This window comes from Streptomyces sp. NPDC013317 (assembly GCF_055563155.1).
The window spans coordinates 21,810-37,681 of sequence record NZ_JBVHDX010000011.1 but is presented as its reverse complement, the minus strand read 5'-3'; the positions used below and the strand labels follow the sequence as shown (position 1 = coordinate 37,681).

The 15,872-nt window shown below is 73.0% G+C and carries 13 protein-coding genes; 4 read left to right on the top strand and 9 right to left on the bottom strand.

Features of this window, described 5'->3' with window-relative positions; genetic code table 11:
• Positions 1 to 2: 2 nt before the first annotated feature.
• On the bottom strand, positions 3 to 875 hold the full coding sequence (locus tag ACZ3IJ_RS26090) for a carbohydrate ABC transporter permease (protein WP_467471983.1): 873 nt from the start codon (positions 873 to 875) through the stop codon (positions 3 to 5).
• A 4-nt stretch (positions 876 to 879) separates the two neighbouring features.
• A complete protein-coding gene (locus ACZ3IJ_RS26085) occupies positions 880 to 2,172 on the bottom strand; it encodes an ABC transporter substrate-binding protein (protein ID WP_467471982.1) in 1,293 nt (430 codons plus the stop codon).
• A gap of 123 nt (positions 2,173 to 2,295) precedes the next feature.
• Here ACZ3IJ_RS26085 and ACZ3IJ_RS26080 point away from each other — a divergent pair, with 123 nt between their 5' ends.
• On the top strand, positions 2,296 to 3,327 hold the full coding sequence (locus ACZ3IJ_RS26080) for a LacI family DNA-binding transcriptional regulator (RefSeq protein ID WP_467471979.1): 1,032 nt from the start codon (positions 2,296 to 2,298) through the stop codon (positions 3,325 to 3,327).
• 164 nt (positions 3,328 to 3,491) lie between these two features.
• Positions 3,492 to 5,933, top strand: a complete 2,442-nt coding sequence (locus ACZ3IJ_RS26075; RefSeq protein WP_467471977.1) for an endo-beta-N-acetylglucosaminidase — start codon at positions 3,492 to 3,494, stop codon at positions 5,931 to 5,933.
• Positions 5,934 to 6,225: 292 nt separating this feature from the next.
• On the opposite strand, the gene ACZ3IJ_RS26070 is transcribed toward ACZ3IJ_RS26075, so the two are convergent.
• Positions 6,226 to 6,678, bottom strand: a complete 453-nt coding sequence (locus ACZ3IJ_RS26070) for an SRPBCC family protein (protein ID WP_467471976.1) — start codon at positions 6,676 to 6,678, stop codon at positions 6,226 to 6,228.
• Between the two features lie 98 nt (positions 6,679 to 6,776).
• Positions 6,777 to 7,259 (bottom strand): Lrp/AsnC family transcriptional regulator, encoded by a 483-nt coding sequence (locus tag ACZ3IJ_RS26065; protein ID WP_467471974.1) that lies wholly within the window; start codon positions 7,257 to 7,259, stop codon positions 6,777 to 6,779.
• 272 nt (positions 7,260 to 7,531) lie between these two features.
• Here ACZ3IJ_RS26065 and ACZ3IJ_RS26060 point away from each other — a divergent pair, with 272 nt between their 5' ends.
• Positions 7,532 to 9,076, top strand: coding sequence for an FUSC family protein (locus ACZ3IJ_RS26060; RefSeq protein WP_467472337.1), 1,545 nt, complete (start codon positions 7,532 to 7,534; stop codon positions 9,074 to 9,076).
• A gap of 133 nt (positions 9,077 to 9,209) precedes the next feature.
• Positions 9,210 to 10,265, top strand: a complete 1,056-nt coding sequence (locus ACZ3IJ_RS26055; RefSeq protein WP_467471972.1) for a lactonase family protein — start codon at positions 9,210 to 9,212, stop codon at positions 10,263 to 10,265.
• Between the two features lie 97 nt (positions 10,266 to 10,362).
• On the opposite strand, the gene ACZ3IJ_RS26050 is transcribed toward ACZ3IJ_RS26055, so the two are convergent.
• From ACZ3IJ_RS26050 to ACZ3IJ_RS26030, 5 genes are all read right to left on the bottom strand, one after another.
• The gene (locus ACZ3IJ_RS26050) at positions 10,363 to 11,286 is read right to left on the bottom strand and encodes a sirohydrochlorin chelatase (RefSeq protein WP_352187603.1); all 924 of its coding nucleotides are present in this window, start codon (positions 11,284 to 11,286) and stop codon (positions 10,363 to 10,365) included.
• Positions 11,287 to 11,373: 87 nt separating this feature from the next.
• Positions 11,374 to 12,351, bottom strand: a complete 978-nt coding sequence (locus tag ACZ3IJ_RS26045) for an N-acetylglucosamine kinase (RefSeq protein WP_467471970.1) — start codon at positions 12,349 to 12,351, stop codon at positions 11,374 to 11,376.
• Positions 12,348 to 13,025 (bottom strand): uracil-DNA glycosylase, encoded by a 678-nt coding sequence (locus ACZ3IJ_RS26040; protein ID WP_467471969.1) that lies wholly within the window; start codon positions 13,023 to 13,025, stop codon positions 12,348 to 12,350. The genes ACZ3IJ_RS26045 and ACZ3IJ_RS26040 overlap by 4 nt, the downstream gene beginning before the upstream one ends.
• Before the next feature lie 34 nt (positions 13,026 to 13,059).
• On the bottom strand, positions 13,060 to 14,202 hold the full coding sequence (locus ACZ3IJ_RS26035; RefSeq protein ID WP_467471967.1) for a WD40/YVTN/BNR-like repeat-containing protein: 1,143 nt from the start codon (positions 14,200 to 14,202) through the stop codon (positions 13,060 to 13,062).
• A gap of 189 nt (positions 14,203 to 14,391) precedes the next feature.
• Entirely contained in the window at positions 14,392 to 15,771 is a 1,380-nt protein-coding gene (locus tag ACZ3IJ_RS26030) for an FAD-dependent oxidoreductase (RefSeq protein WP_467471965.1), read from the bottom strand.
• Positions 15,772 to 15,872 lie beyond the last annotated feature (101 nt).

Genomic DNA, 15,872 nt, shown 5'->3' with positions numbered 1-15,872 from the left:
GGTCAGGCCGCCTTCCGGTTCAGCCGGGCGAGGAGCAGCATCGGGCCGATGGTGATCACGAAGAGCAGCAGGCTCAGGGCCGAGGCGTAGCCGATGTGCCCGGTGAAGCCGCGGCTGTACATCTGGATGAGCATGACCACCGACATGTCCCGGCCGCCCGGGCCACCGGTGCCGTGGGAGAGGACGTACAGCTCGGAGAAGACGCGCAGGGCGGAGACCGAGATCAGGACGGATACCAGCGTCATCGTGGTCCGTACCCCGGGCAGGGTGACGTGCCAGAAGCGGCGCACGGCGGACGCCCCGTCGACGGCGGCGGCCTCGTGCAGCTCGCGGCCGACGTTCCCGAGCGCGGAGAGATAGATGACCATGTAGTAGCCGAGGCCCTTCCACACGGTCAGGCCGATGGCGCTGAACAACAGCAGCCAGCGGTCGGTGAGGAAGTCGACCGGCCGGTCCGTGAGCCCGAGGCTGCCGAGCACACCGTTGAGGAGGCCGCGGTCGTCCAGGAGCCACCCCCAGATCAGGGCGACCACGACGGCGGAGGCGACCACCGGTGTGTAGAAGGCGGTACGGAAGAAGGTGATGCCCGGCAGCTTCCGCTCCACCAGCAGCGCGAGCAGCAGCGGCAGCAGGGTCAGCAGGGGCAGGCAGATGAGCAGATAGACGATGCTGTTGATCAGGGCGTCGGCCAACTGGTCGTCGTTCAGGGCGCGTTCGTAGTTCTCGAAGCCAGTGAAGCGGCCGCCGCCCAGCGGTTTGGCATTGGTGAACGACAGGATCACGGTGTTCACCGCCGGCCACACGTTGAAGACGGCGAGCCAGACGACGGCCGGTCCGGCGAGCAGCCACGGGGTGAACCAGCGCCGGTGCGTCATGCGCTCAGTCCTTCAGCATCCGGTCGGCGCGCTCCACGGCCGTGTCCAGCGCCTCCTTGGAGCTCGCCCGGCCGTTGAGGGCGAGCGCGATCTGCTGGTTGACGACGGTCTTGATCGCGTCGTTGGCCTGGACGGGCTCCAGCATCCTCGCCGTCGCCAGTGACGTGAACGCCGTGACCTTGGCGTCCCCGGCGTTCGTCCCGTCGCTCCTGCTGAAGAAGGAGTCCGAGGCCGAGGCCCTGGTGGACGGGAAGATGCCGGTGAGGTGGGCGAAGGCGGCCTGGTTCTCGGCGTCGGTGACCCAGCGGGCGAGCGCGAGCGCGGTGGCCCGGTTCTTCGTCGCCCGGGAGACCGACAGGCCCTGGACGTACAGGGGCGGTGTTCCCATCGCGGGGGAGGAGACCACCTTGGGCGCGAGGCTCGGGTTGTCGGTCGCCAGGGAGGTGATGTAGTTGCCGCCCGCCGTCGTCCAGGCGGCGGTGCCGGAGGAGAAGAGCTTCGTGTTGCCCGCGTACGTCTCCGTCAGCACGTCCTTGGGCAGCAGCCCCTCCTTGAACGCGGCGCGATAGGTGTCCAGGAGCGCGGCGGCCTCGGGGGTGTTGAAGGTGAAGGACGTGCCGTCGTCGGACATGAGCTTCACCCCGGCGTTGGCGAAGTCCATCAGCCCCGGCTTGCGGCTCATGAGGTAGACCTCGCCGCCGGACTTCGCCTTGACGGTCCTGGCCGCCGTGATCAGCTCGTCCAGGGTGGCCGGCGGCTTCTCCGGGTCGAGGCCGTACCGGGTGAGCAGCTCGGAGTTCCAGTAGTTGACGTCGGTGTTGAGGTACCAGGGATAGCCGTACGTACCGTCGTGGCCCGCGAAGCGGTAGGCGGCGGTGCCGCCCTCGACGTAGTCGGCGTCCAGCTCCGGGTCCGCGCCCGCCACGTCGAGCAGCATGTCCTGCTTCACCAGCGGGAGGGCGAAGTCCGGCGGCAGGTTGACCACATCGGGCAGCGTGCCGCCCGCCGCCTGGCTGAGCACCTTCTCGGAGTAGCCGTCGCCCGGCTGGTCGAGCCACTCCACCTCGACCCCGGGGTGCTTCTGCTCGAAGGCGTCGATCACGCCCTCCATGTAGGCGGTGAACTTCGGCTTCAGGGCCCAGGTCTGGAGCGAGACCCGGCCCTTCACCTCGCCCCCGCCGGAGTCTCCGGCGGCGTCGCCGTCCGCTCCGTTCGGATCGCCGAGGCCGCAGCCGGCGAGGGTCACCGCGGCGACCGCGGCCACGGCCAGCCGTATCCAGTGGCTGCTTCTGCGCATATGAGAGGTCTCCCGGTCTGTTCTGGCGGACGAGGCAGCGTTACTAAACCGGTCTAGCGATGGGGGACTATGCTCCCGCTACACTCCGCTGTCAAGACAGCGCGCACGAGGGAAGGGTCGCCCGTGGCCAGACCGACGATCGCCGACATCGCCCGCCGGGCCGGGGTGTCCAAGGGCGCCGTGTCCTTCGCGCTCAACGGCCGGCCCGGGGTGAGCGACGCGACCCGCGAGCGCATCCTGCGGGTCGCGGAGGAGATGAACTGGCGCCCCCACAGCGCCGCGCGCGCCCTGGGCGGCGCCCGGGCGGGCGCCGTCGGTCTCGTCCTGGCCCGCCCGGCCAGGACCATCGGCCTCGAGCCCTTCTTCAGCCACCTCCTCAGCGGCCTGCAGGCCGGTCTCTCCGTGCGCGGTACCGCCCTGAACCTGCTGGTCGTCGAGGACACGGCGGCCGAGATCGAGGTCTACCGGCGGTGGACCTCCGAGCACCGGGTGGACGGATTCGTCCTCGTCGACCTCCAGGTCCGCGACCCTCGGATCCCCGTGCTCGAAGAGCTCGGGGTGCCCACGACGGTGCTCGGCGGTCCCGGCCGGCACGGCAGCCTGCCGAGCGTCTGGGCCGACGACCGCGAGGCGATGATCTCGATCGTCGACTACCTCGCCGCCCTCGGCCACCGGCGGATCGCGCACCTCGCCGGACTCCCGGCCTTCCAGCACACCCAGCGCCGGATCCGGGCGGTGCGGGACAGCGCCCGGCGCCTCGGCCTCACCGAGGCCGTCTCGCTGCCGACCGACTTCAGCGACGCCGAGGGGGCGGCCGCGACCCGCGCCCTGCTCGCCCGGCCGAAGCGGCCGACGGCGATCATCTACGACAGCGACGTGATGGCCGTGGCCGGGCTCGGCGTCGCCACGGAGATGGGCGTGGCCGTCCCCGGCGAACTGTCCGTCGTCTCCTTCGACGACTCCGCCCTCACCCGGATCGTCCACCCCTCGCTCACGGCGCTCTCGCGCGACACCTTCGCCCTCGGCGAGCAGGTCGCGAGGGCGCTCCTCGCCGTCGTCGACGACCCGGCCGCGGCGCGGGACATCAAGAACCCCACGCCGCGGCTCACGGTCCGCGAGTCCACGGCGCCGCCCGCCCTTGACCCGGGCGACTAAAGCCGTTTAGCCTCCCCGGCGAGACCGCGGCCCGCCCGCCGCCCGTCGCCCGTGGTACCGCGCACGCTCATCGCACCGCGCACGCCCGCATCGCCGCACGCTCGTACCGCCGCACCTCCCGTACGCCCAGCACCCCCACCCCTCCCGCTGGACCGGAGTACCGGATGAGACGACACCTCCCCCTGCTGACGGTCGCGGCGCTTCTCGCCGCCCTGCTGCTCGGCCCCACCCCCCTCACGCCCCACACGTCCGAGGCGCGTGCCGCCGCCCCGGCCCGGGCCGCCGCGGGCGGCGACCAGCCCTACGCCTCGTACTGGCACCCCGACACCCTCCTGGACTGGGATCCGGCCACCGACCCCGACGCGCGGTTCAACCGGTCCCGCGTCCCGCTGCGGCCCCGCGTCTCCGACCCCGCGCTCAAGGCCAACGCCAACGCCCGGGCGGGCGAAGGGAAGATCGCCGCGCTCGTCTCGTTCGGTCCCACCTCGAACAACCCCTCGCAGGGCTCCGCCAACCCGCACCACTACGCCTTCGGCCACTGGCAGTACGTCGACAAGCTGGTCTTCTGGGGCGGTTCGGCGAGCGAGGGTCTGATCCTCGCTCCCAACGCGACCGTGATCGACGCCGCGCACCGCAACGGCGTCAAGGTCTACGGCACCGTCTTCTTCCCGCCGACCGCCTACGGTGGCCAGATCCAGTGGGTGCGCGACTTCGCCCGGAAGTCCGGCTCCACCTACCCGGTCGCCGACAAGCTCGTCCAAGTGGCGCGGTACTACGGTTTCGACGGCTGGTTCATCAACCAGGAGACGGCGGGCGGCGACGCGGCCCTCGCCACCGAACTGCGCAACGAGATGCGGTACGCCCGCTCCCTCGGGCCCGTCGAGTTCATGTGGTACGACGCGATGACCGAGTCCGGCGCCGTGACCTGGCAGGACTCGCTGACCTCCGCCAACGACGCCTTCCTGCAGGAGGGTTCGCAGCGGACCTCCGACTCGATGTTCCTGGACTTCGGCTGGAGCGCCTCCGGCCTCGACTCCTCCCGTACCCTCGCCCGGAGCCTCGGCAGGAGCGAGTACGAGCTGTACTCCGGCATCGACACCGAGGCGAACGGACACAACACCTCCGTCCCCTGGGGATCGGTCTTCCCCGCGGGGCAGCCGCACGTCACCTCGCTCGGCATCTACCGGCCCGAGTGGACCTTCACCTCCTCCACCGGGCGCGCCGACTCCCATGCCCGCGAGGCCCGTTACTGGGACGGCGCCAACGGCGACCCGTCGGACACCACGACGACCTCGGCCTGGAAGGGGCTCGCGCACTACGTCGCCGAGTCGTCGCCCGTCACCGCCAAGCCGTTCGTCACCTCCTTCGGCGCCGGCCAGGGCGACTTCTTCCACTCCGGCGGCGTACGGGTCTCGTCGGCCGGCTGGAACAACCTCTCCCTCCAGGACGTACCGCCCACGTACCGCTGGCTCGTCACCTCCACCGGCTCCAGGCTGACCCCGTCCATCGACTTCTCCGACGCCTACGAGGGCGGGTCGTCGCTGCGTCTGACGGGCACGCTCGACGCCGTGAACACCGTCCGGCTCTACCAGACCAGGCTGCCGGTCGCCGCCGACACGAGCCTCTCGGTGGTCCTGAAGACCCCGGCCGCGGGTCCCACCCGTCTGAAGGCCGCGATCTCCTTCACCGACGCGCCGACCGCCTTCACCACCCTTGACCTCGGCTCGACCACCACCACCGGCTGGGAGCGCAGGAACCTCGACCTGTCGGCGTTCGCGGGCCGGACCATCGCGCAGATCGGACTGCAGGCCGCCGGCTCCACCCCCTCGTACGACATCCGGGTCGGCCGGCTCGCCGTCCACGACGGCCCCGTGGACACCGCCGCCGCCCCGACCGGGGTGACCGTCCTCGGTGCCACCGACGTGAGCGCCGGTGCCAGGTCCCTGCGGCTCGCCTGGACTCCCTCGGCATCCGGCTCCGTCCACCACTACGAGGTCTACCGGCGCAACGCCGACTCCACCCGTACCTTCCTCGGCGCCACCCCCAACGACGCCCTCTTCGTCCCCCGCCTCGACCGCGCCGGTACGGAGACGTCGACGACGCTGGAGGTCGAGGCGGTCTCCACCGAGTACGGCCGCTCGCCGGCCGCGACCACCACCGTCGGCTGGCCCCCGGTCACCGAGTCCAACCTCGCGCTGGGCCGCCCGGCGACCGCCTCCGGCCAGTGCAACGCGAGCGAGACGCCGGCCAAGGCGGTGAACGGATCCGTCTCCGCCGGCACGACCGACAAGTGGTGCACCACGACCTCGGCCAAGTGGCTGGAGGTCGACCTCGGTGCGGCCCGGGGCGTCGACCGGCTCACCGTGAAGCACGCGTCGGCGGGCGGGGAGAGCGCGTCCTGGAACACCCGGGACTTCACTCTCCAGGTCCGCGGCTCCACCGCCGACCCCTGGACGACCGTCGCGACCGTCACCGGCAACACGGCGGCCACGACGACGCACCCGGTGAGCGTCACGGCACGTTTCGTACGTCTGCAGATCGCCCGGCCCACGCAGACGAGCGACCCCGCCGCACGGATCTACGAGATCGAGGTCTGGGGGTCTTGACGAGGGAGAAATAAGGAGGAAAATCCCTAATACACCAGAAAACCAGAGCGAGCCGCACCCGACGGCGAAGACGTTCGCCGTCCCGCGTGACCCACTCGCTGGCTCTGGCCAGGCCCCCGGCAGCTCCTCCCGGAACCCGGGCCTCTCGGCGACGACCGAGACGTCCGAGTGCGGAGACGGACTACCGGGGACTGCATGTCCGGGGAGTGTGGTGGCGGCCGGAGATCGTCCGGCCGCTCGCTGCGGCGTGCGGGCCGCACCCGGTGTGCCCGGCGGGCTCGGGGCGGGCCCGTCAGCGGTCGGCTCCCGCCTCCAGGATTCCCTTGAGCGTCTGCTCGCTCTTCGGCATCTCCTTGCGTACGCGCGGGCGGACGACGAGGGGGACGAGCATCTTTCCCATCCCGTAGCCCTCGAAGTCGACCGCGAGTGTCACGCGCGAACGCTCGCCGTTGTCGATCGGCTCGATCGTGCCGTGGACATCGCCGCGCACCGGTCCGTCGATGCCGTGGACGTGCCAACTCCTGGGCGGATCCATGTCGATGACCTGCATGGTCGTCACCATCTCCCGGCGCCCCATCCGTCGGGTCACGGAGACTTTCGAGCCGACGGCCGTCGGGCCCTCGCTCAACGGGCGGACCGAGACGGCGCTTTCCTGCCAGTCGGGCAGGTGGGTCATGTCGGTCATGTAGGAGAAGACCTCCTCGGGCCGACGGGCAATGTCGATGCTTTCCTTGATGGCAGACATGTCGCCCTCTTCGTAGCTCTGGGCAGATTGTCGCTTCATACGAATCGTCCCACTGGAGAGAGGGCGCCGCCAACGAGCCGCCGCTCAGAGGCGCGGCCTCAGCCTCTGCGGGCCGACGCCCGGCTCACCGACTCCACGAGCGGCAGCAGCCGGTGCGGCACGCGCTCGCGCAGCGCCATCTCCGTACGGGTCCTGACCACGCCCGGCAGCTGGATCAGGCGCTGGATCACGTCCTCCAGGTGGCCGTTGTCCCGTGCCACCACCCGCGTCAGGAGATCCCCGCCGCCGGTGATCGAGAACGCCTCGACGATCTCCGGCACGGCGGCGAGCGCGTCGCCGACCTCGTCCAGGTGCCCCTGGGTGACCTCGATGTGCACGAACGCGAGGACGGGGTGACCGAGCGCCGCGGGGGAGAGGACCGGACCGGTCGCGGTGATCACGCCGTCCCGCTCCAGCCGGTCGATCCGGGCCTGCACCGTTCCGCGGGCCACCCCGAGGATCCGCGCGTACTCACGCACGCTGGTGCGCGGCTGCTCGATCAGGAGGCGCAGGATCCGGGTGTCGAGCTCGTCCACCGCCATGGTCCGTTGGCTCCCTTCTGGCCGTACTCTCTCTTCCTTGACTGTACCAATGGCTCAGTGCTCGGCGCCTCGGTTGAGCCAGTGGGTGTCCAGGTGCTTTCCTCTGAGGACAGTAGTGAAGAAACATGGCGCCGCGCGAGCGCCGGACCGGCGACGAGGCCGGTGACCGGACCGCGGCGCCTTTCCCATGTCCTGGGGCCGCCACAAGCAGGCCGGGGCACGAGAAGACGCGAAGAGGGTGTGTGTACGGCAGCGGGGGCGGAACCACCGTCGTGAAGAATCTGCGGGCGACCGGTCGCCGACTGGTCAGGCTCGTGTTCGTGGCCCCCGATCCGGGCCGCGTCCGGCTGCGCGTCTCCTCGCGGGCCGTCCTCGCCATCGGCCTCGCCGTCGCGGCGGCCGAACTCTGCGGACTCTCCCTCACCGCCTCGATCACCGGCGGTCTCGCGGCCCTGCTCGCGCTCTTCACCGTCGCCGACCCCACCGTCCGCCGCCAGGCCGTGACGACGGCGCTGCTTCCCGCGGTCGGCTTCCCCGTCCTGGCCCTCGCGACCACGCTGCACGGCGCGCCGCTGCTGCGTGACGCCTCCTGGCTCCTCGTGATCTTCGCGGGCGTGTACGCGCGCCGCTGGGGTCCGCGCGGCCACGCGCTGGGCATCTTCGCGTTCATGATGTTTTTCGTCACCCAGTTCCTGCACGCGCTGCCCGCGCAGCTGCCGGAGCTGTACGGGGCGGTGGCCCTGGCTCTCGCCGCGGCGGGGGCGGTACGTTTCGTGGCCTGGTGCATCGAGCGGCGCGTGCCGCCGCCCGCCGCGCCCGCCCAGCTGCCCGGCCGGGGTCTGGAGCGGCCCACCACGCGGCAGGCGTTCCAGGCGACGGTGGCCTGCGCGGTCGCGCTCGCCGCGGGCCAGTTCATCTCGCACGAGCGCTGGTACTGGGCCGTCGGCACCGCGTGGTGGATCTTCGTCAACACCGCCTCGCGCGGCGAGACGCTGGTCCGCGGCTTCCGCCGGGTGGTCGGAACGGTGACCGGCATCGCCGCCGGCTTCCTGATCGCGATCCCGCTGGCGGGCGCGCCCGCTCCGACCGCCGCGCTGGTCGCCGTCTGCGTCTTCGGGATCTTCTACACGGCCCCCCTCTCGTACAGCTGGATGATGTTCTTCGTGACCGTCATGGCCGGGCTGCTGTACGGGCTCCTCGGCGTGCTGCACCCGGGGCTCCTGGTGCTCCGCTTCGAGGAGACGGCGGTGGGCGCCCTCGGCGCGGCCGTCGGCGTGGCGCTCCTGCCGGTGACCACGCACGCGGCCACCAACGCGTGGATCGAGCGGGCCGTGACCTGCGTCCACGCCTGCACCACCGCGGCGGCGCGGCGGCTCGCCGGCGACCCGGAGGCCGACCCGGCCCCGCTCGCCGCCGAACTGGAGGTCCTGCTGGGCCGCGCCCGGCTCTCGCTGGCGCCGCTGGTCCACCCGCTGAGCCCGCTGCGAGCCCGCAAGGCGCGCGCCCGCCGGGTGCTCGCGCTGCTCGACGACTGCGCCCGCGAGATCAGGGGTCTGGCGGCGGTCGCCACGGACCCGGACGCCTCGCACGACGCCCGGCTCGCGGCGGCGGCCTGGCGGGTCGAGGCCGCCGTGCACGCGCTCGTCCCCCCGGCCGCCCCGGCGCACCGTGCCACGGTCGAGGCGCAGGGCGCCCCGACCCACCACCCGGGCGCCGAGGCCGCCCTCGGCCACCTCCACGGCCTGGAAGAGGCCCTGGTGGCCCTGAAGGCCCCGGTCCACACCTCACCGGGCGCCCCGCTGGTCCCGGCCGCCTGAGAGGCCACTGCCGGGCGGCGCCGCTTCGGCCCGGTGGGCGCCGCATGATCCAACTTGGTCTAGACCGCCTGCTAACGTCGGCCCCGACCGCGGGGCCGTCGGACGACCGCCCCCTGCAGCGAGGGGAGACGCCATGAGTGGGACAGACGTGCGCGGACCGGGCCGGGCCTACATCGGCTCCTTCACGTCCGCCGGGGGCCGCGGCATCCTCGCCGCCGAGGTGGACCCGTACACGGGCGCCCTCACCGTCACCGGCGCGGCGGACGCGCTGCCCGACCCCTCCTACCTCGCACTCGCCGGCCCGGTCCTGTACGCCGTCTCCGAGGCCGAGGAAGGCGCCGTGGGCGCCTTCGACGTCTCGGGCGGCGCACTCCGGCCCCTCGGCGCTCCCGTGGCCGTGCGCGGCGCGGGACCGACGCACCTCTCCGTCACCGCGGGTCACGTCCTGACCGCGAACTACACCTCCGGCAGCGTCACCGCCCTGCCCATCGCGTCGGACGGGTCCCTCGGCGACCCCGCCGTCGTCGCCCTGCACGAGGGCTCGGGGCCCGTCCCGGACCGCCAGAGCGCCCCGCACGCCCATCAGGTCCTCCCGGCCCCTGGCGGGCCCTGGGCGGCCGCTGTGGACCTCGGTACCGACTCCGTACGGATCTACGCCCTCGACGCCGTCTCAGGGGCGCCCGAGCCGCACGGCGAGGCCACGCTCCGCCCCGGCACGGGCCCGCGCCACCTGGCCTTCCACCCCGCAGGGACGCACGCGTACGTCCTGAACGAGCTGGAGACCACCCTGACGGTCTGCCGCTGGGACGCCGTGACGGGCACCCTGGACCCGCTCGGGGAGACCCCCGTGGTCGCCGGGGAAGGCGCGGGGCCGGACTACCCCTCCGCGATCGTGGTCTCCCCCGACGGCCGCTTCCTGTGGGCGGCCGTCCGAGGTGGCGACCTCATCGCGGTCCTCGCCCTCGACCCGGGCGGCGAGAAGGCCGAACTCCGCACCACCGTGCCCTGCGGGGGCCGCTGGCCGCGCGACCTGGCCCTCGACCCCGCCGGCCGGCGGCTGTACGCGGCGAACGAGCGTTCCGGCGACGTGACCTGGTTCGACCTCGACCCGGAGACCGGCATCCCGAACCGCGCCGGCTCCATCGACGCCCCGGCGGCCTCCTGCGTTGTCTTCCGCCGTCACGCCTGACCGGCGCCGGGGTGCAACGCGACACGGCGACACCGCGACGACACGGCGAAGGGCCCGCCACCGGACGTGTCCGGTGCGGGCCCTTCGCCGTGTCCGCTCAGTGAGCCTGAGCACCCTGCGGCTGCTGCGGCGCGATGCCCAGCGCCGCCGTGTACTGCGACAGCACCAGCTTGCCGATCGCCGGGTACGCGCCCAGCGGCTCGGCGGCGGCGCAGCCGGCCTCCTTGGCGGCGGCGTCGAGCAGGCCGTCGGCCAGCTCGGGGCCGATGAGGTACGGGGCCAGCGCCAGCTGCTCCGAGCCGGAGCCGCGCAGCTGCTCGGCGATCGCGGTGATCGAACCCTCCTGGTCGAGCGCGGCGGCCATCACCGGGACGGCCAGGCGCGCGGCCAGCAGCATGCCGGTGATGCCGGCGGCCTGCACGGCCTCCTCGCCGCCGACCGTCGCGAGGACGATGCCGTCGGCGGCCGTGGCGACCGTGAAGAGCCGCGCGCGGTCCGCGCGGGCCAGACCGGCCTCCGACAGGCGCACATGCAGTGCCTCGGCGAGCAGCGGGTGCGGACCGAGGACGTCGGTCAGCTCGGCAACGTTGCCGCTGTCCATCACGGCCTGCCGGATCTGGCGCATCAGCGCGCTGTCCGGGCCGGCGAGCAGCGGAACGACGACCGCGGCGGGACCCTCCGGAGCGCTGGCCTCGCGGCCGGCCGCCAGGGCCAGCTGGTACCGCTCGGTGCGGAGCGCCTCGGCGCGCGCCAGCACGCTTCCGAGGGTGGGGTACTCGGCGTCGTCCCCGTCGAGGTAGCCGATCGCGGCCTCCAGGCCGGGCAGCTCGGAACGGGCGATGCTCACGACCTCTTCGGCCAGCGAGCGTATGGCGGCCGACGGCACACCGGGAACAGCGAGAACCAGCGCGGGAGCGCCCTCGGGCGCCGCCACGGGTTCGGGGCGACGGTGTCGTCCGGGCTGGCGGGGTCGCGGCATTCGTACAGGCAGGCCGGAAGCAGGCCCAGTGGGGGAGCTCATGGCGCCGCATGCTACTGGTTTTGACCGCCGAGCACTGCGGTGAGGTGCAGCAGAGCGTTATCTGCCCCTCTTTGTCCGAACCACGGCTTACGCGGTTACATGCAACAACTTCGGCTCCACCGGCAGCCGAAGTGAATCCGTCGCCAGCGCGGTCGCGAGGGCGAGCGCTCCGGACAGCGGATCCCCGGCCGCCGACGTCTGCCGGGCGTGCGGCAGTTGCTCCGCCAGCTCGTCGCGCAGCGGTGCGAGCAGCGGCTCGCCCAGTTTGAACAGGCCACCCGTCAGAGCGACTTCGTACGCACCCGGAGCCGGGCACACGGCTGCCGCGGCCTCGGCGACGTGCCCGGCCGCGAGCCGCAGGATCCCCGTCGCCACCCGGTCGCCGCCCGCCGCGCAGCCGGCCACGTCGGGTGCGAACGACGCGAGCACGGCAGGACGGTCGGTCCGGGGGTACAGCGCGCCCGGCAGACCGGCCGCCGGGCCGAACCGCGCCTCGGCGCGGGCGAGCAGCGCGGCCGAACCGCCACGCCGGCCGTCGTACGCCCGCATCGCGGCCTCCAGACCGGCGCGGCCGATCCAGGCACCGCCACCGCAGTCGCCCAGCAGATGACCCCAGCCGTCGGCACGTCGCCAGGCCCTCAGGTCCGTACCGAGCGCGATGAGGCCCGTGCCTCCCGCGACGACGGCACCGGGGCGCTGCCCCAGAGCTCCCGCGTACGCCGTGACGGCGTCGGCCGCCAGAGCCAGACGCCGTACACCGAGGGCCTGCTCCAACGCAGCGGGCAGGACCGCCCGCAGCTCCTCGCCGAGCGTCGCCATGCCGGCGGCGCCGACGGCGAGGGCGACCACGCGTCCGGCCCCCGCGCGGCCCCGCAGCGACTCCACGACGGGCAGCAACTGCCCGAGCAGATGGGCCGCATCGATCCCGCCCGGGCCCGTCCGCACCGGCTCACGGGACTCCACGGTCTCCACCGCCCGCCCGTCCGGGGCACGCGCCAGGGCGATCCGCAGCCCCGAACCGCCCGAGTCGACCCCGACGACCCAGCCCTCGCCCCCGGCCGTCACGGCAGCCGCCAGTCCACCTCCTGCGCCCCCTGACGCAGAAGCAGTTCGTTGGTGCGGCTGAAGGGCCGCGACCCGAAGAAGCCGCGGTCCGCGGACATGGGGGAGGGGTGCGAGGACTCGATCGCCGGCAGGTCGCCGAGCAGCGGACGCAGATTGCGCGCGTCACGCCCCCACAGCACCGACACCAGCGGCTTGCCCCGCGAGGCCAGCGCGCGAATGGCCTGCTCGGTCACCGCCTCCCAGCCCTTGTCGCGGTGCGCCCCGGGCTTCCTCGGCGCCGTGGTGAGCGCCCTGTTGAGCAGCAGCACCCCCTGGCGGGTCCACGGGGTCAGATCACCGTTCGAGGGCCGAGGAAGCCCCAGATCGGTGTGCATCTCCCGGAAGATGTTCTCCAGGCTCGGTGGCAGCGGACTCACCTCCGGCGCCACGGAGAAGCTCAGTCCCACCGCGTGTCCCGGCGTCGGGTAGGGGTCCTGTCCGACGATCAGGACCCGCACCTCGTCGAAGGGCTGCTGGAAGGCGCGCAGGACGTTCGCTCCGGCGGGCAGGTAGGTACGCCCGGAGGCGATCTCCCGGCGCAGGAAGTCGCCCATCGCGGCGATGTTGTCGGCCACCGGCGCGAGCGCGTGCGCCCAGCCCGGCTCGACGATCTCATTCAACGGTCGTGCTGCCACGGCCGTCACTCTACTGGCGCAGTGCCGGGTCCTCTCACCCGATCACCGCCGCCCGTACACAGAGGACGTCGGGCAGATGCTCGGCGAGGAGCCGCCAGCTGTCCCCGTCGTCGGCACTCGCGTACACCTCGCCGTTGCGGTTGCCGAAGTAGACGCCGGCGGGGTCCCCGTCGTCCGTGCACATCGCGTCCCGCAGCACCGTGCCGTAGTGGTCGCCCTCGGGGAGCCCGGCGCTCAGCGGCTCCCAGTGCTCCCCGGCGTCACTCGTACGGTAGACCCGGCAGCGGTGGCCGGCGGGCACCCGGTCGGCGTCGGCGTTGATGGGGAACACGTAGGCCACATCGGCCCGATGGGGATGCGCGGCCACCGTGAAGCCGAAGTCGGAGGGCAGACCCGCGCCGATGTCGGTCCACTTCCCGCCCGCGTCGTCGCTGCGGTACACCCCCCAGTGGTTCTGCAGGTAGAGCCGGTCCAGATCGCCGGCGTCCTGCGCGATCTTGTGCACGCACTGGCCGAACTCGGGGTCGGGGTCGGGCAGGAAGACCGCCGACACACCCTGATTGGAGGGGGCCCAGCTCGCCCCGCCGTCCCGGGAGCGGAAGACTCCGGCCGTCGAGACGGCCACCGTCACGGCGTCGGGGTCGCGCCGGTCGGTGACGATCGTGTGCACGGCCTCACCGCCCCCACCCGGCACCCACTGGGAGCGGGTGGGGTGCTCCCAGAGCGGACGGACCAGCTCGAACGACTCCCCGCCGTCCTCGGATCTGAACAGGGCGGCCGGCTCCGTCCCGGCGTACACGACGTCGGGGGAGTGCGCGGGCGCCGGGTGCAGCTGCCAGACGCGCTCCAGCGAAGCGCCCGTGTCCTGGGGGAACTTGACGGCCGGCTTCGTGGGCTCCGTCCACGTGGCGCCGAAGTCGTCGGAGCGGAAGACGGACGGACCCCAGTGCGAACTGTCCCCGCCGACGAGCAGCCGCGGGGTCGCGCGGCGCGTGTCGATGGCGACCGAGTAGATCGCCTGCGCGTTGAAGTGGGGTTCGTCGAACTCCCACCGGCCGTCGCGCCGTCGGCCGACGAACAGACCCTTGCGGGTACCTACGGTCAGTACTACGTCGGGCATGGCCGACACCTCCAGGACGCCGTTGTCGCGGATACGGGCCAGTCTGCACCCGACCACTGACAGTGGCTCCCGGAACAGGCGTCCCCCCAGGTCAACGGCGTGTTCCGGCTGTGAGGAGAGGCGAGCGCGGAGGGGCGGAGACCGGCGTGGGAGCACGGGATGGAGGGCGAGCGCGGAGGGCGGAGCCCGGCGTGGGGCACGGAAGGGAGGGCGAGCGCGGAGGGCGGAGGCGGTGCGTGCCGGGTCTCAGTCGTGCCCGGCCGCGTCGTCGCGGGCGGCGGCCCGCAGCCCCGCCCAGTCGGGGATCTTCACCCGCCCACGGCCCAGCGCGTGCCCGAGTGCCGACTCCGCCTCCTCGATCGACAGCCAGCCCCGCCAGGCCACCGGCTCGTGACCCAGGTCGCGCAGCGCGCCGAGCGGGTCTCCCGCCACCTCGCGGCCCGCCAGCTCCGCCGCGTCGGCCAGCAGCGACGCCACCGTCTCCTTCGCGCACGGGCGGTTCGTGCCGATGACGCCCGTCGGGCCGCGCTTGATCCAGCCGGCCACGTACTCTCCGAGCGACGGGGAGCCGTCCCGCAGCACCCGTCCCGCCTCGTTCGGAACCGTGCCCCGGGCATCGTCGAAGGGCAGCCCGGGCAGCGGAACCCCCTTGTACCCGACGGCCCGCAGGACCAGTTGGGCCTCGATCTCCTCGAAGCGGCCGGTGCCCCGCACACCCCCGGCGCCGTCCGGCTCGGTCCGCTCGAAACGGACCGCGGTCACACGGCCGTTCTCGCCGAGCAGCTCCACGGGGCGCAGGAAGAACCGCAACCGGATCCCGCGCGCCGCGTCGTCCCCGTCGGCGTCGCCGGCCGCCCAGCCCCGGACGACCTCCAGGTTCCGCCGGTTCACCGCGGGCAGGCCCGAAGGATCGGCGAACGACGGATCCAGGGCCAGGTCGCCCGCCTCCACCCCCACCCGCACACCCGGCAGTCCGCCCAGCTCCCGCAGCTCCTTCGTCGTGAACTTCGCCTGCCCGGGCCCGCGCCGCCCCACCATGTGCACCTCACGCACCCGGCTGGCCTCCAGCGCCCTGAGCGCGCCCTCGGGCACGTCCGTCGGCCGCAGCTCGTCGACGCCCCGCGCCAGGATCCTGGTGACGTCCACCGCCACGTTGCCCACGCCGATGACGACCGCGGAACGGCCGTCCAGGCCGGTCCCGGAGCCGGTGAAACCGTTGGCCGAGGCGTCGGGGTGGGCGCTGTACCAGGAGACGAAGTCCGTGGCCGAGCAGCTGCCCGCCAGGTCCTCGCCCGGCACTCCGAGGCGCCGGTCCCGTGCCGCGCCCACGCAGTACACGACCGCGTGGTACAGCTCCAGGAGGCGGGCCGGGGTCAGCCCTCGCGTGCCGATCTCGACGTCGCCGACGAAGGCGATCCGCTCGTCCTCCAGGACCGCGCGAAGGTTCTGCTGCAGTGACTTGATCTTCTCGTGGTCGGGCGCGACGCCGTAGCGGACCAGGCCGTAGGGGCACGGCAGCCGGTCCAGGACGTCGACCCGGATCCCGGGCACCGCCGACTGCTGGACCAGCGACTGGGCCGTGTAGACCCCGCTGGGCCCGGAACCGACGACAGCGACACGAAGCACGTCCGTACTCCTTCCCGCCGCGGGGAAGCCCGCCGAGAGGCTTCCAGCATCCCACCGGAAGCCCCCGGAGGGGAGATGCGCGACACGACCCGGGCCCGGGT

Coding starts and splice junctions, on each gene's coding strand:
- ACZ3IJ_RS26090 (WP_467471983.1), bottom strand. CDS start 875: ATGACGCACCGGCGCTGGTTCACCCCGTGGCTGCTCGCCGGACCGGCC.
- ACZ3IJ_RS26085 (WP_467471982.1), bottom strand. CDS start 2,172: ATGCGCAGAAGCAGCCACTGGATACGGCTGGCCGTGGCCGCGGTCGCC.
- ACZ3IJ_RS26075 (WP_467471977.1), top strand. CDS start 3,492: ATGAGACGACACCTCCCCCTGCTGACGGTCGCGGCGCTTCTCGCCGCC.
- ACZ3IJ_RS26070 (WP_467471976.1), bottom strand. CDS start 6,678: ATGTCTGCCATCAAGGAAAGCATCGACATTGCCCGTCGGCCCGAGGAG.
- ACZ3IJ_RS26065 (WP_467471974.1), bottom strand. CDS start 7,259: ATGGCGGTGGACGAGCTCGACACCCGGATCCTGCGCCTCCTGATCGAG.
- ACZ3IJ_RS26055 (WP_467471972.1), top strand. CDS start 9,210: ATGAGTGGGACAGACGTGCGCGGACCGGGCCGGGCCTACATCGGCTCC.
- ACZ3IJ_RS26050 (WP_352187603.1), bottom strand. CDS start 11,286: ATGAGCTCCCCCACTGGGCCTGCTTCCGGCCTGCCTGTACGAATGCCG.